General features: G+C 60.6%; 11 protein-coding genes and 1 pseudogene. All 12 read right to left on the reverse strand.

All coding sequences use genetic code 11. The annotated features are described in order from the left end of the window. Positions 1-97 precede the first annotated feature (97 nt). The 12 genes and pseudogenes from HHJ18_RS02395 to HHJ18_RS02450 all read right to left on the reverse strand — a co-directional run bounded on the left by HHJ18_RS02395 (position 98) and on the right by HHJ18_RS02450 (position 13370). On the reverse strand, positions 98-1093 hold the full coding sequence (locus HHJ18_RS02395; RefSeq protein WP_296911159.1) for a tripartite tricarboxylate transporter substrate binding protein BugD: 996 nt from the start codon (positions 1091-1093) through the stop codon (positions 98-100). A 233-nt stretch (positions 1094-1326) separates the two neighbouring features. Further along, positions 1327-2718, reverse strand: a complete 1392-nt coding sequence (locus HHJ18_RS02400; RefSeq protein ID WP_296911161.1) for an MmgE/PrpD family protein — start codon at positions 2716-2718, stop codon at positions 1327-1329. A 108-nt stretch (positions 2719-2826) separates the two neighbouring features. After that, on the reverse strand, positions 2827-4008 hold the full coding sequence (locus HHJ18_RS02405; protein ID WP_296911163.1) for a CaiB/BaiF CoA-transferase family protein: 1182 nt from the start codon (positions 4006-4008) through the stop codon (positions 2827-2829). A gap of 16 nt (positions 4009-4024) precedes the next feature. Then, on the reverse strand, positions 4025-5188 hold the full coding sequence (locus HHJ18_RS02410; protein WP_296911166.1) for an acyl-CoA dehydrogenase family protein: 1164 nt from the start codon (positions 5186-5188) through the stop codon (positions 4025-4027). A gap of 85 nt (positions 5189-5273) precedes the next feature. Continuing rightward, positions 5274-6101 (reverse strand): annotated as a pseudogene (locus HHJ18_RS02415) (acyl-CoA dehydrogenase). Positions 6102-6229: 128 nt separating this feature from the next. Continuing rightward, the gene (locus HHJ18_RS02420; RefSeq protein ID WP_296911168.1) at positions 6230-7168 is read right to left on the reverse strand and encodes a LysR family transcriptional regulator; all 939 of its coding nucleotides are present in this window, start codon (positions 7166-7168) and stop codon (positions 6230-6232) included. A 103-nt stretch (positions 7169-7271) separates the two neighbouring features. Next, entirely contained in the window at positions 7272-8174 is a 903-nt protein-coding gene (locus HHJ18_RS02425) for a CoA ester lyase (protein WP_296911170.1), read from the reverse strand. Between the two features lie 15 nt (positions 8175-8189). Next, a complete protein-coding gene (locus HHJ18_RS02430; RefSeq protein WP_296911172.1) occupies positions 8190-9356 on the reverse strand; it encodes a CoA transferase in 1167 nt (388 codons plus the stop codon). A gap of 19 nt (positions 9357-9375) precedes the next feature. Further along, the gene (locus HHJ18_RS02435) at positions 9376-10485 is read right to left on the reverse strand and encodes a zinc-binding dehydrogenase (protein ID WP_296911174.1); all 1110 of its coding nucleotides are present in this window, start codon (positions 10483-10485) and stop codon (positions 9376-9378) included. Positions 10486-10498: 13 nt separating this feature from the next. Then, entirely contained in the window at positions 10499-11794 is a 1296-nt protein-coding gene (locus tag HHJ18_RS02440) for a TRAP transporter large permease (protein WP_296911176.1), read from the reverse strand. Further along, a complete protein-coding gene (locus tag HHJ18_RS02445; RefSeq protein ID WP_296911180.1) occupies positions 11791-12333 on the reverse strand; it encodes a TRAP transporter small permease in 543 nt (180 codons plus the stop codon). Before HHJ18_RS02445 ends, HHJ18_RS02440 begins: the two co-directional genes overlap by 4 nt. Next, positions 12330-13370, reverse strand: a complete 1041-nt coding sequence (locus HHJ18_RS02450; protein ID WP_296911182.1) for a TRAP transporter substrate-binding protein — start codon at positions 13368-13370, stop codon at positions 12330-12332. Before HHJ18_RS02450 ends, HHJ18_RS02445 begins: the two co-directional genes overlap by 4 nt. Between the last annotated feature and the right edge of the window lie 32 nt (positions 13371-13402).

A 13402-nucleotide genomic window follows, 5' to 3' on the forward strand; every position in this document is an offset into this window, starting at 1 on the left:
CAAAACGGCCCTGGGCGTTGCCGCCCAAGGCCGTTAAATGCTACTGTTTTTATAGCGCGTTCCGCCCTCTTTGTAAGGGCGCGAGGCTAAAACACTGTCAATCGGCGTAAACGCCAGCCTTCTTGATGACCGGTCCCCATTTGGCGATCTCGGCTTCCAGGTGGGTCTTCAGGCTGGGGCCATTCATCTTGTCCATCGGCACAACTTCGGAACTCAAATCGGCCAGGCGCTGCTTGACCATGGGATCCTGCATCGCGGTCTGCAGCGCGGCGGTGATCTTGTCAAGAATCGGCTTGGGCGTGCCCTTGGGCGCATACATGCCGTGCCAGACCTTGACCTCGAACCCCTTCAGGCCCTGTTCGTCCAGCGTCGGTACATTGGGCAGGGATGACAGGCGCTTGAGTGTGGTCGCGCCAAACACCTTGACGCGGCCCTCCTTGATCATGGGCACGGTCTGCGTGGTTTGGTCGCACAACAAGTCCACTTGGCCGCCCAGCAAGTCGTTCATGGCCGGGCCCGTGCCCTTGTAGGGAACGGTGGTGAGCTCGACGCCGATCTGGCTCATGAACATCAGGCCGCACAAATGCGAGACCGCGCCCAGGCCGGCATTGGCCAGCGACACCTTGTCCTTGTTGGTCTTCAGGTAGGCCTGCAGCTCTGTGAGGTTGTTGGCCGGAAAGTCCTTGCGCGCCAGCAGCGTCATAGGCACGTCAACCACCTGGGCGATGTACTCGAAGTCCTTCAGCGGATCAAAGGCCAGCTTTTTGTAGAGCGCCGGCGCCGTCGACATGCCCATGTGGTGCAGGAATATGGTGTAGCCATTGGGCGCGGCGCGCGCCGCCTTGGTGGCGCCTATCGTGCCGCCCGCGCCCACCACGTTTTCCACCAGCACGGTCTGGCCCAGCGCCTTGCCCATGGGAATGGAGATCATGCGAGCCACCGCATCAGTCGGGCCACCGGCCGCGAAGGGCACGATCATCGAAATTGGATGGTCGGGGAACGGCGCCTGCGCCGACGCGGGGGCGGCCAGGCCGGCCACGAATACCGACAAAGAGGCCGTGAGCAGAGTCTTGAATTGGAGCTTGAGTTTCATAGGGGTTCCAGGGTTGATTCAGCACTTCTTCAAAGAATCGTGTAACTGAATAGGCAGCTATTCTCACCCAAATCGGCTACGCCGAAAATTCGGATAAACCCCGTCAGCGCGTGGCGGCCAGCGCGCGGGTGGCATGCAAACCGGCTTTCAGGCCAGTTGGCCAGAACCAACAGGAGGCGGAAGGAGCGCGCCAGACTGATCAAAGGGCTGAGCGACGGGGTAAGCCCTTCAGGTCAGGGCGTAGCTGCCAGCAACAGCCCCACGCGCGGCCACTGCGCCACCTGCCACAGCGCATCCACGGCGGCCTGCATTTCGACGGCCGTGGCGCCGCCGCTGAACGCCGCCAGGCGCAAGGCCTTGGCCGTGATCTCGGCGCGGCTCAAGGTATTGCCGGGGTCGCCCTTGGGCTCATCGACGCGGCCTTGCAACACGCGGCCGTCCGTCGTGTGCACCGTAACTTTGCCGATCCAGCGCTGCGGATAGGCGCCATCGACCTCGGGGTCAAGTTCCATCGTTACCCGCTCACGCAGGCTTTGCGTGGCGTCGTCCAGAAAATGCTGCTCGAACTCAGCCAGCCCGGCGTGGCCGAAACGCGCCACCAGGCCCAGGACCGTGCCCATGGAAAATTTGCTCTGGTGCACCGTGGCAGGCCGCAGCACCGCACCCAGCACGTCGATCGCCGCCTGGTGTACATGCGTCACAACGCGCGCCAGGTCATCGGGCTGTAAAGCGTGCGTTTGCATCACCTGCAGCAAGGCATCGGCGGCCGGATGGGTGTGGCGGCAGCAGGCGTGGTACTTGAACGAGGTCTCGGCGGTGGCCCAGCGCCCTTCCTTTCCCTTTCCATTTCCAGGCAGGCCATCAGTCAGTTTGGCAACGTCGGCATCGCTCGACATGCCGGCCGCCATGCCCTGCGGTCCTTCAAAAATCTGCGCGGCACCGGTGAAGCCGTCCTGCGCGAGGTAGGCCGACATCAGCCCGGCAGCGGCGGCGTGCGCCGTGTGCAGCTGCTTGCTGTCGGACGCCGTGCGCAAGAACTCCCAGAGCCCGGCCGACTGCGTGCCAGCCGAGCCGAAGGCGTGCTGCATCTGCTGCGCGTCCAGCCCCAGCAGCTGGCCCACGGCGGCGGCGGCGGCCAGCGTGCCGGCTGTTCCGGTCGTGTGAAACACCTTGTAGTGCGAGCGTCCGAGGAATTCACCGACGCGAATACCGACCTCGTAGCCCGCCACGCAGGCCGTCAGCAGCTGCTGCCCGCTGGCGCCCAGCGCCTGCGCGGTGGCCAGCGCCGCCGGAAAAACCACCGTGGCCGGGTGAAACACCGAGCCGTTGTGCACATCGTCCTGCTCGGCCAGATGCGAGGCGGCGGCGTTGGCCATGGCGGCCAGGTAGGGACTGGTGCGCGCGCGGTTGACGATGATTTCAGCCGGGCCCGCCTCTGCACCGGCCGGGCCCATGGCCTGGGCAAAGCGCGTGATGCTTGTTACTTGCCGCGCACCGTGGCCAGCGACGGCCGAACCAAACCAGTCAACCAGCAGGTCCTCGGCACGGCGCACTACTGGCTCGGGAATGGTGTTGAAACGCAGGCCGGCGGCGAAGGCTGCGAGTTGGGCAGTGGGAGAACTCATGAAAATCATCCTTTGGAACAAAAAAGGCCTGCAGCCCATATACAGCGGGCGCAAGTAGCTATTATTTTAATAGCAGTTAGGTGTTCTGGCGCTTGGCTTGCAGAGGCATCAAATGGCGCCGTTGGCACGCAGCGCGGCAATCGCTGCGTCGCCCTGCCCCAGCTCACGCAGGATGGCCTCGGTGTGCTGGCCCACGGCAGGCACCGGGTCCATGCGGTAGTCAAAGCGGTTGCTGCGCCCGGGTGGCAGCAGTGCCGGAATGCTGCCCGCCGGCGAGCCCACCTCTTGCCAGCGCCCGCGTGCCTTGAGCTGCGGGTGCGCCCACAAACCGGCCATGTCGTTCATGCGGGCGTTGGCAATTTGCGCCGCGTCCAGTCGCTGCAGCACCTGCTCGGTGCTGAGCTTGCCGAACACTCCGAGGATGATGGCCTGAAGCGCCGCGCGGTGCTCATTGCGCCGCGCATTGCTGTCAAAGCGCGGGTCGCTGGCCAGACCGGCGTCTTGCAGCACCCCCTCGCAAAAGCCCTTCCACTCGCGCTCGTTCTGCAGGCCAAGCATCACGGTGCCGCCGTCACCGGCGGCAAACGGGCCATAGGGATAGATGCTGGCGTGCGCGGCGGCGCTGCGCGGCGGCGGCGGCGCGCCGTCAAACGCGTAGTACATCGGGTAGTTCATCCATTCGGCCAGCGATTCCAGCATGGACACGTCGATGTGGCTGCCTTGGCCGGTCTTGCCGCGCAGCAGCAGCGCCGACAGGATGCTGGTGTAGGCGTACATGCCGGCCGCAATGTCGGCGATTGAATTGCCCGCCTTGCTGGGCGCATCAGGCGTTCCGGTGACGGAGAGAAAACCCGCCTCGCTCTGGATCAGCAAGTCGTAGGCTTTCTTGTCGCGGTAGGGGCCGTCGTCGCCATAGCCGGAGATGTCGCAGACGATCAGCTTGGGGTGTTGCTGGCTCAGCGCGCCAAACGACAGCCCCATGCGCGCCGCCGCGCCGGGCGCGAGGTTTTGCACCAGCACGTCGGCCTGACCCAGCAACTCCTTCAGCGCTGCCAGCGCGCCCGGCTGTTTCAGGTCCAGCGTCAGGCTTTCCTTGGAGCGGTTGGTCCAGACAAAGTGCGAGGCCAGGCCCTTCACGCGGGCGTCGTAGTCGCGGGCAAAATCGCCGCCACCAGGGCGCTCTACCTTGATGACGCGCGCGCCCAGGTCGGCCAGCTGGCGCGTGCAGAACGGCGCGGCGATCGCGTGTTCGAGAGAGACGACGGTGATGCCGTCAAGGGGTCGGGTCATGGCGGTCTTCCGGAATTCAGAATGAGCGCGGCAGGCCCAGCAGGTGCTCGGCCACGTAACTCAAGATCAGGTTGGTCGATATCGGCGCGACCTGGTACAGCCGTGTTTCCCGGAACTTGCGCTCCACGTCGTATTCGTTGGCAAAGCCAAAGCCGCCGTGAAACTGAATGCAGGCGTTGGCTGCCTCCCAGGAGGCCTTGGCGGCGAGGTACTTGGCCATGTTGGCCTCGGCGCCGCAGGGCTGCTGGGCGTCGAACAGTTCGCAGGCCTTGAAACGCATCAGGTTGGCGGCCTCCACCTCAATGTAGCTTTCGGCGATGGGGAACTGCACGCCCTGGTTTTGCCCGATGGGGCGGCCGAACACCACGCGCTCGCTGACGTATTTGGTCACGCGGTCTATGAACCAGTAGCCGTCGCCAATGCACTCGGCCGCAATCAGCGTGCGCTCGGCGTTTAGCCCGTCCAGAATGTATTTGAAACCCTGGCCTTCCTGGCCGATCAGGTTTTCTTCAGGGATTTCAAGGTTTTCGAAGAACAGCTCGTTGGTTTCGTGGTTCACCATGTTGGGAATCGGCCGTACCGTCATGCCCGATTTTTCGGCCTGGCGCAAGTCGACCATAAAAATCGACATGCCCTCGGTCTTTTTCTTTACCTCGGCCAGCACGGTGGTGCGCGCCAGCAAAATCATCCAGTCCGAATGCTGTACGCGCGAGATCCAGACCTTTTGCCCATTGATGACGTAGCGGTCACCTTTTTTGACGGCCATGGTCTTGATCTTGGTGGTGTCGGTGCCGGTACTCGGCTCGGTCACACCCATCGATTGCAGGCGCCACTCGCCGCTGGCGATCTTCGGCAGGTACAGCTCTTTTTGCGCCTGCGAGCCATGGCGCAGCAGCGTGCCCATGTTGTACATCTGGCCGTGGCAGGCGCCGGCGTTGCCGCCGCTGCGGTTGATCTCTTCCATGATGACCGAAGCCTCAGCCAGGCCCAGCCCCGAGCCGCCATACTCCTGCGGAATCATCGCGGCGAGCCAGCCGGCCCGGGTCAGTGCCGTGACAAAAGCCTCGGGGTAGCCGCGTTTTTCATCAATCTTGCGGTGGTAGTCGTCAGGAAATTCGGCGCACAGCGCGCGCACCGCGTCGCGGATTTCCTGGTATTTGTCGGTGGTGGTTTTGATCATGAAGGTGTTTGGTAGTTTAAAAATGGGGTCAAGCCAGCTCGGCGCTGGCTTGCATGGTGAGCCAGCCTTCGTGGTCTTCCGCCCATCAGCGCACGCTCTTGACATCGGCCGAGGGCTGGCGCTCGATACGCATCGGCTGCAAATCGACCGTTGGCCGCAGCGCCTTGAAATCAAAGCGCTTGATGACCGCGTCTGGCGCATGGCGGCGCAACAGATCAACCAGCAGCGTGGCAATCAGCGGGCCGTGCACGATCAGGCCCGGATAGCCTTCGGCCTCGGTAACGTATTGGCGGTCGTAGTGAATCCGGTGGCCGTTGAAGGCCAACGCCGAATAGCGGAACAGCAGCACGTCGTCGGGCACGATTTTGCCCTGCCAGGTGGCGTCTTTCTCAGCAGGTAAGGACGGCGGCGCCGGGTCTCCGGGCTGGGCCGCAGCGCGGTACACGATGTCATGCTCTTCGGTGATGGCCAAGCCCTTTTCGTTATGAACTTCCTGCTTGACCAGCACAAACAGCAGGTCACCTCTGCGGCCGGTCTTGTGCGTCACAGACCCGATGCGCGAGATACGCCGCACCGCATTAACCACGCGCAGCGGATTGTCCAGTAGCCAATTCAGCCGGCCACCGGCCCACATGCGGCGCGGCTGCGGCACGGGCGGCAGAAAACCACCGCGCCTGGCGTGACCATCGGGCCCAATCTCGCTTTGGTGCGGCTGCGGCAAAAAATACATTCAGTGCCACAACGGCGGCAGCGCCGTGCCCGGCACAGGCGCAGCATCGTCGCGGACCAGTGTCGCGGACAGCCCGCGCGGCGGCGCGGCGGCGATGTCATCGCTCAGGGTTTCGGTCTTGCCGAACCAGTCTTGCAGATTGGCAAAGGTGGCGGCATCAAGGGTGCAAATGTCTGTTTTCACGTCTGCATGTTTTCTCTGTTCTAAAGTTGCGAGTAGCTAGTAAAGAAATCGATTCTTATGCATTCAAAGACTCGATCTCCCATGCAATTTGACATCACCAGCCCACAAAAGCGACCTAAAAGGCAGTTTTAACTGCCGCTGGCAGTTTTCCACCACCCTTTAGCAAGCTCTTCTGTCAGCAGCGCCTTGAGGGTATCCTCTACGCGCCGCGCCGCGCGCGAAAGTGGTCTTCCACTGGTGTGGGCAATCAAAACCACGCGATCGATTGTTGGCTTGACAATCCGTGAGGTAATCAGTGCGCCATTGGCTGGATCGTTTTGTACAGCCGCAAGCGACAGTATGGTGTAGCACCCAGTGCGGCGCACCATTTCCTTGAGCTGCTCCGGTGCATCTAATTCTGCGGTTACGTGCAGGCCTACGCCGACCTTGCTCAGGGCTTCTTCGATCACCGTACGCAAGCCATGCTCGCGACCAGGAAGCACCAAAGGTAAACCTGTCAGCTTGTGCGCCGGAATCTCGCCCTTGGCGTTAACCAAGCCGTCAACTGCAGCCTCATCCTTCGCAGCCAAAAACAGGTTTTCTTCGAGCAGCTTTTCCACATCAAGGCCCGCCATTGTTGAGTTTCCATAGACAAGACCAAAATCGATCACGCCTTCGAGCAACCATCGGGAGATATGCCCGGACAATCCTGAAACCACTCGCAACTGCACATTTGGCAGTTCGCGTTGAACCGTTTCTATCAATGGGACCGTCAGCAAAGGAGTGAGTGAGCCCGGAATACCCACAGCCACTCGACCCACTTCGGCCGACTGATGAACCCGCATGCCGGAGCGCGCCGCGTTGACCGCATCGAGCACGGTGTGGGCATGCACCAGAAAATCGCGCCCTTCCGGTGTCAGTATGGCGCCGTCAAAACGGCGCTCGAACAGTTGCACGTTGATCTCTTCTTCCAGCAACTTGATCTGGGCACTTACCGATGGCTGCGAAATATGCAGCGCCTGCGATGCTTTCAGAAAAGAGCGGTGCTCCGCAATGGCGACAAAATAACTGAACTGCCTGAAATTCAACAGAATTCTCCTGTAGACGTGAATGCATGTGCCGTGATGGCGGAACCTTGCATGCCTACTTTACTCCCGCATGGTGCACTTGCGCCGGGGAGCAATGACCCCATCAGTGACGGCGTTGATTCAGGCGCTGGATAGCCTCATGCCGCGCGACGAGGAGCCGTGCCTGCTCGACCACTGGCAGGTCCACCATGCGGCCTTTGAAGGCAAATGCGACACGCCCTTCCACCACCTGCAAGTCAAACTCCGCCAGCAAGGCCTGCGCGTGATTCACTTCCTGCAGATTCGGTGCGAACCCCTCGTTGAGGATGGGAACCTGTTTGGGGTGAATGCAGAATGCCCCTTCGAAGCCCAGGCGCCGTGCCCGCTGGACTTTAGTCCGGAATTGGATTTCGTCGGAAAAATCCGCCACCGAGCCGATGAAGCCGATGGGCATGACATTCGCCCGGCGCGCTGCTGCAACGGCCATCACATTAGGAACATACAGGCCGTCATCATCCACGGCCATGCGCAATGACACGGCCAAGTCTTCCGCCCCGACAATAATCCCTTGCACGCGGGGATGTGCCGCAGCGATATCGGCCATGTTATGCAGGCCCTCTGCCTCTTCGATCATCGCAATGATCCGCGTGTGGCCAACCGCCATGCCTGCAATGCTTTCCAACTCGCTCAGGATTTCCGCAGCAGCCCGCACCGCCGGAGCATCGGGCACTTTTGGCAAGGTCACAGCGATCACCGAGGGGCGCACAGACGCCTCCAGATCCCGCACCTGCTGGCGCCACGGACGATTCACCCGTACGATCACGTCGTAGCCGGCGGCGGCAAAGCGGTCGGCAATGCTGGGCAGGCGCTCGCGTGCCAGCACCTTCTGGTCCGGCGCCACGCTGTCCTCCAGATCGATCTGCAAGGCATCCGCCGGCTGATGCATGGCGCTTTCGATAAATCGGTCGCTGGTGGCGGGGACGAACAAAATGGAGCGCCACGCGAGCGCGGAAATGGGAGATGTCATTTCGAATTTTTTCCGTTACAGCAGATCATTCAGTTCTGCCAGAATTTCTGCGGTGTGCTCACCCAAGGCAGGTGCAGGCCGGCGAAAGCCGCCCGGGCTTTCAGAAAGACGCGGCACGATGTTGTGCATGGAAACGCTACCCAGCTCGTAGTCTTCCAGTTCAACGATGGCCTCGCGCCCAACCACAAATGGGTGGTCGAGCAGATCGGCCACGGAGCATACCGGCCCCACGGTCACACCAGCTGTTTCAAAGATGTCCAGGCTCTGCGCCTGCGTGCGCGCGAAAATGAATTTGCCAATGATGGCGTCCAGCTCATCGCGATAAAGAACACGCACATCATTCGTGCAAAAACGCGGATCGGTCTTCAGCTCCGGATGGCCGATAGCGTCGAAAATACGCATGGCCATTGACTGCATTGAGCCCGACATGGCGACAAATTTTCCGTCGCTGCATTCATAGATATTGCGCGGGGCGGTGTGAGTTGACTGGTTTCCCGAGCGCATGGTGGGCACACCGGTGAGCTTGTACTTGGTCGCTTCGGAGGCGATTACCGAGAAAATCGGCTCGAACAGGGACAGGTCGATCACTTGCCCTCGCCCGTCCTTTTCGGCCACGCGCAATGCGGTCAGCACCCCGGCTGCGCCATAGACACCGGCAATCATGTCGGCCAGCGCCAGCGGTGGCAGCACCGGCGGGCGGTCCGCGTAACCGTTTAGGAACGCAAAGCCCGACATGGCTTCGACCAGGGTGCCAAATCCGGGCTTGTGGTTGAACGGGCCGGTCTGGCCCCAGCCGGAAATTCGCACTATCACCAGGCTCGGATTGAGCTCAAGCAACAGTTCGGGTGCCAAGCCCATTTTCTCCAGCCCACCCGGCACGAAGTTCTCGACGAACACCTGCGAATGGCGAACCAGCTTCTTCAGATGCTCCAACCCTTCTTGCGACTTCAGGTCCAGCACCATGGATCGCTTGTTGCGCCCATAAACTTTCCAGTAGATGTCATGACCTTCTTCACGCCAGTTGCGAAGATCGTCGCCGGTGGTCCCTCGCTCGATCTTGATCACATCGGCACCAAAATCGGCCAGATAGACCGACAGCATGTTGCCTGCGACGAGCCGCGAAAGATCGAGGACACGGACGTCCTTGAGAGGGCCGCTCACATCAAGCGAAAATTTCTTCATCAAATATTCCCCATGTGCCTCAAACCAGAATCACTGGCTTGATTTCCTGCATGTTTTTCATGCGTTCCAGCGCAACGTTCACTTCGTCGAGCTTGTAGCGGCCAGTGATCATTTTTTCGAATGGAAAGTCGACCACGTGCCGGGAGATGAAGTCGAGTGCCAGAGAGTAGCTGCGAGCATCGCCCGAGAAGGAGCCAATGACTGTGATGTTTTTCTTCACGATCAGCGAAGGCTGGAATTCGGTTTTACCTTCGCCCAGTTGACCCACAATCAGGTAACGCGCGCCGCGGCGTGCCAGATGCAGACCTTCGACGAACGCCGCCGGCACACCCGTGAACTCGAGAACAATATCGGCCCCGCGCCCGGAGGTGTGGGACTTGACCAGCTCAAGCCGTTCTTCGGCCGTGGTATTTTCGACAGAAATGCAGAGGTCGGCGCCGAACTCGCGCGCTAGGTCAAGCCTGGCCTGCGGCGCACCGATGACGATAACCTTGCGAGCACCGCGCACCTTGGCGTTGGCCGTGGCCAGCAGGCCCAGCGGCCCGGCGCCCTGAATTACCACCGTCTCGGTGGGATCGATCTCGCCCAGCTGGGACATCGCATTCATCACGGAGCGTAGCGCGCAGCTCGACAGGCTGGCCAGTTCGTTGGACACGTTATCCGGCACCTTCAGCCGCCCGGCCTGCGGGAGGATGTAGCCATATTCCGAAAAGCCGCCAAGCAGGTAGGGCTCCTGCTCCATGTTCTCGTACATGTAGGCACGCCGGTTCATGCACAGCGTGGGCTTGCGCGCCGTGGTGCAAAAAAAGCAGCTGCCGCAGGCGGTGTGGGTGTAGATCACGCGGTCACCTACCCGCAGCGGATTGCCCACGGAATCGCGGTCGGCACCGTAGCCGAGCTTCAGGATGCTGCCGACCATTTCATGGCCGATGATGACCGGCAGGTTCACGGTCAGCGACAGGGAACCCTGCCACAAATGGACGTCCGTTCCACAGATAGAGCAGGCTTCAATCTTCACCAGCGCGGCGCTGGTTTCGACATTCTTCGGGATCGGGACGTTCTCGATTTTCAGCGGCTCTTTAAACTTGCGGAGCACGGCGGCGCGGGAGTATTCTGGAATAGCAGTCATGGTATTTTTGAAGTCAGAGAAAATAGCGGTACCAGAGCGAAAGCTGTGGCACGTAAGTAATGGTGGCCATCACAGCCAGCGCCGCGAACAGAAACCAGCCCAGGTGCTTGAGCAGACTGAGAAGGTCCGAGCCAATAGTGCGCGCCGCCACATACAGGTTGGCCGCCATCGGTGGGGTCAGCAGACCGATTTCGATGTTGGTGACGAGAATAATGGCGAAGTGCACGGGGTCGATACCGAATTTGGCGGCTGCCGGAGCCAGCAGCGGACCCATCAGCAGCGTGGCGGCATTGGTTTCCATGAACATGCCAACCAGCAGCAGCACCAGGTTCACCACCAGCAGGAAGACGATTGCACTGTCGGTGAAGCTGGTCGCAAAGGTCGCAATTGCTTGCGGAATCTGCTCCAGCACCATAGCCCGGTTGAAGATGCTGGTAAAGCCGATGATCACCAGGATCGCCGCCGACGACAGCGCGGCGCGGCCAAAAATACCCGATAGATCGCTGAACTTCGTCATGCGGCCAAGCACCGTCACCAGCAGCGCATAAAGAGCCGCGATCGCCGCCGCTTCGGTGGGCGTAAACACACCGGAGTAGATGCCGCCCAGAACCAGCACGGGCAGCATCAGCGCAGGGATGGAGCGGGTCAGGATCGACAGCTTGCGGGTCACCGGCGTGCCGCGCGGGGCACTGGCCGAAAAACCAGCGGGCGGAACACTTTCGCGACCACCAGGTAACACCCGCTTAGCCAGAATTGTGTGCACGATGCCGAACGCAATCATCATCACGATGCCCGGCAGGGTCGAGGCCAGGAACAGCTGCGTGATCGACACGCCCACAATCGAGCCGTACAAGATCAGCGGTATTGACGGTGGAATCAGCACGCCTAGCAGGCCAGCTGACGCGTTCAGCGCGGCTGTGTAGCCCAGCGGGTAACCGCGCCCGGCCATTTCCTTGCCAACCGTGCCGCCGATGGCGGCCACAGTCGCCACGGAGGACCCCGTGATAGCACCCATCAGTGCGCTAGCGGCAATCATGATGTGTCCCAGTGGCGCCCTTGACCAGGTGAGAAACATATCGCATACCGCAGTGAGCTGGCGGATCAGGCCACCCCGATTCATCAGCTCGCCACCAAGCAGGAACAGCGGAACAGCCAGCAACGGGAAGCTGGAAATGGTGTCATAAGGAATAGAGGCCAGCGCTGAAAGATCAATGTTCCAGGCCTTGGCCTGGGACATGACAATCAGGGCAAACGCAATGCCCACCGGTACTCCGAGTACCAGCAGGGCAAAAAGGACGATGGCAATCATGCGACGTCCTCTTCAGTCACCGGGGGCCGCCCGGTCAGCACACGCCACAGCTCAACGGCACCATGGAACAGCATCAGCACCATGCCGGCCAGCAGAAAAAAGATGGGCAGCGCAACAGGCGTCCCCATGTCGAGCATTCGCTCGCCAGAGACCCGCATGTCCTGGAAGAAAACGTAGGCCAGCCAGGAGTAAACGCCGGCAAAGGCCAGTAGGCTTATTGCGCCTATCCCACGCGCCGTGCGGCGGATCCATTCCTGTGGCGCCAGTTTCACCACGTCAACGACGATGTGCGACTGGGTGTAGCTGCACATCGCTGCGCCGACGAAGGTCAGTGGCGACATAGCAACCATCGCCCATTCTGCGACGTTGGGAATGGGTAAATTGAAATAACGTACCGCGACACTGATCGACACCGTGACCACCATCACCAGGAGACTGGCGATGCACACCCAGCGCTCGCCCTGGAACACCCGAAACTCCAATCCATCGATCCAATCGAACCACGGTGCACTGGGGTTTATGAAAACTCCTGCGCTCATTTGCCACGTACCTTGCGGATTTCTTCGCGCAGGGCCGCAATACGCTCAGCACCGTAGATTGGTGCCAATTTGTCCCAGACCATCTGACCGACACGCTGAAATTCAGCAAACGCTGCTGGACTAGGCGCCGTCACCTTCACGCCACCGGCCGCGATGTTTTTGAGAAACTGGGCGTTCTGGTCCCGATTTTTCTGGATTTGCTTCACCGCTACTTCCGCAGCAGCATCCTGCAGAATTTTCTTCTGTTCGTCGGTCATCTTTGCCCACGAACGCTCACCCGCCGTGATGGCGCCCATGGCGTACACATGGTTGGTCGTCGTCATGAATTTCTGCGCTTCGAAAAGGCGCGAGTTATAAGTGATGCTTGCTCCGTTATCCTGACCATCAACCGTTCCCTGCTGAAGTGCAGTGAAAAGTTCGGGGAAGGGCATGGCGACTGCCTGCGCGCCCGCAGCCTCAAAAAACCCTTTGATCCCCGAAGAGCCCGGCACACGTAGCTTTAGTCCCTTCAGGTCGGCGACCTTCTCGACGGCGACTTTTGAATTGGTCACCGCGCGAAACTCGAGCTCGAAGAAACCAAGCGTCTGCATTTTGTGTTTGGCCAGCGTAGCGCGCAGTGTTTTCTGCAGGATCCCGTTGGGGTTGTAGAAAATCGCATCCGCTTCCTGGAAGTTGGTAGCGATGTAAGGCAGATAGTGAATGTCCAGCAGTGGATCGAGCCCGGCAAGCGAGCCTGGATTCAGGAACGCGAGTTCCAGCGATCCGCGTGACAGCTCGCGCGCCAGTGCTTCGTCTCCGCCGAGCTGGCTGTTGGGAAAAACCGCAATCACGATCTCTCCCTTGGTGCGGTCAGACACCAGTTTTGCAAATTCCTTGCTCGCTTCGTCCACCGGACTATTAATCGCAAATACGTGACCAAGCCGGATTTTCATTTCGGCGGCTGCCGTACTGCTCCATAGTGCAGCGATGGCCATGACGGCCACTGTAGTTGCGACACGCGCCATGACGCCCCAGGTTGCGGCCTTGGTGTTCAACATGATATTTGTCTCCATTTTTTTTGTGAAAATTT

Source organism: Polaromonas sp. (assembly GCF_012927455.1).
GTDB lineage: Bacteria > Pseudomonadota > Gammaproteobacteria > Burkholderiales > Burkholderiaceae_C > Polaromonas.

Coding starts and splice junctions, on each gene's coding strand:
- HHJ18_RS02395 (WP_296911159.1), bottom strand. CDS start 1,093: ATGAAACTCAAGCTCCAATTCAAGACTCTGCTCACGGCCTCTTTGTCG.
- HHJ18_RS02400 (WP_296911161.1), bottom strand. CDS start 2,718: ATGAGTTCTCCCACTGCCCAACTCGCAGCCTTCGCCGCCGGCCTGCGT.
- HHJ18_RS02405 (WP_296911163.1), bottom strand. CDS start 4,008: ATGACCCGACCCCTTGACGGCATCACCGTCGTCTCTCTCGAACACGCG.
- HHJ18_RS02410 (WP_296911166.1), bottom strand. CDS start 5,188: ATGATCAAAACCACCACCGACAAATACCAGGAAATCCGCGACGCGGTG.
- HHJ18_RS02425 (WP_296911170.1), bottom strand. CDS start 8,174: ATGACATCTCCCATTTCCGCGCTCGCGTGGCGCTCCATTTTGTTCGTC.
- HHJ18_RS02430 (WP_296911172.1), bottom strand. CDS start 9,356: ATGAAGAAATTTTCGCTTGATGTGAGCGGCCCTCTCAAGGACGTCCGT.
- HHJ18_RS02435 (WP_296911174.1), bottom strand. CDS start 10,485: ATGACTGCTATTCCAGAATACTCCCGCGCCGCCGTGCTCCGCAAGTTT.
- HHJ18_RS02440 (WP_296911176.1), bottom strand. CDS start 11,794: ATGATTGCCATCGTCCTTTTTGCCCTGCTGGTACTCGGAGTACCGGTG.
- HHJ18_RS02445 (WP_296911180.1), bottom strand. CDS start 12,333: ATGAGCGCAGGAGTTTTCATAAACCCCAGTGCACCGTGGTTCGATTGG.
- HHJ18_RS02450 (WP_296911182.1), bottom strand. CDS start 13,370: ATGTTGAACACCAAGGCCGCAACCTGGGGCGTCATGGCGCGTGTCGCA.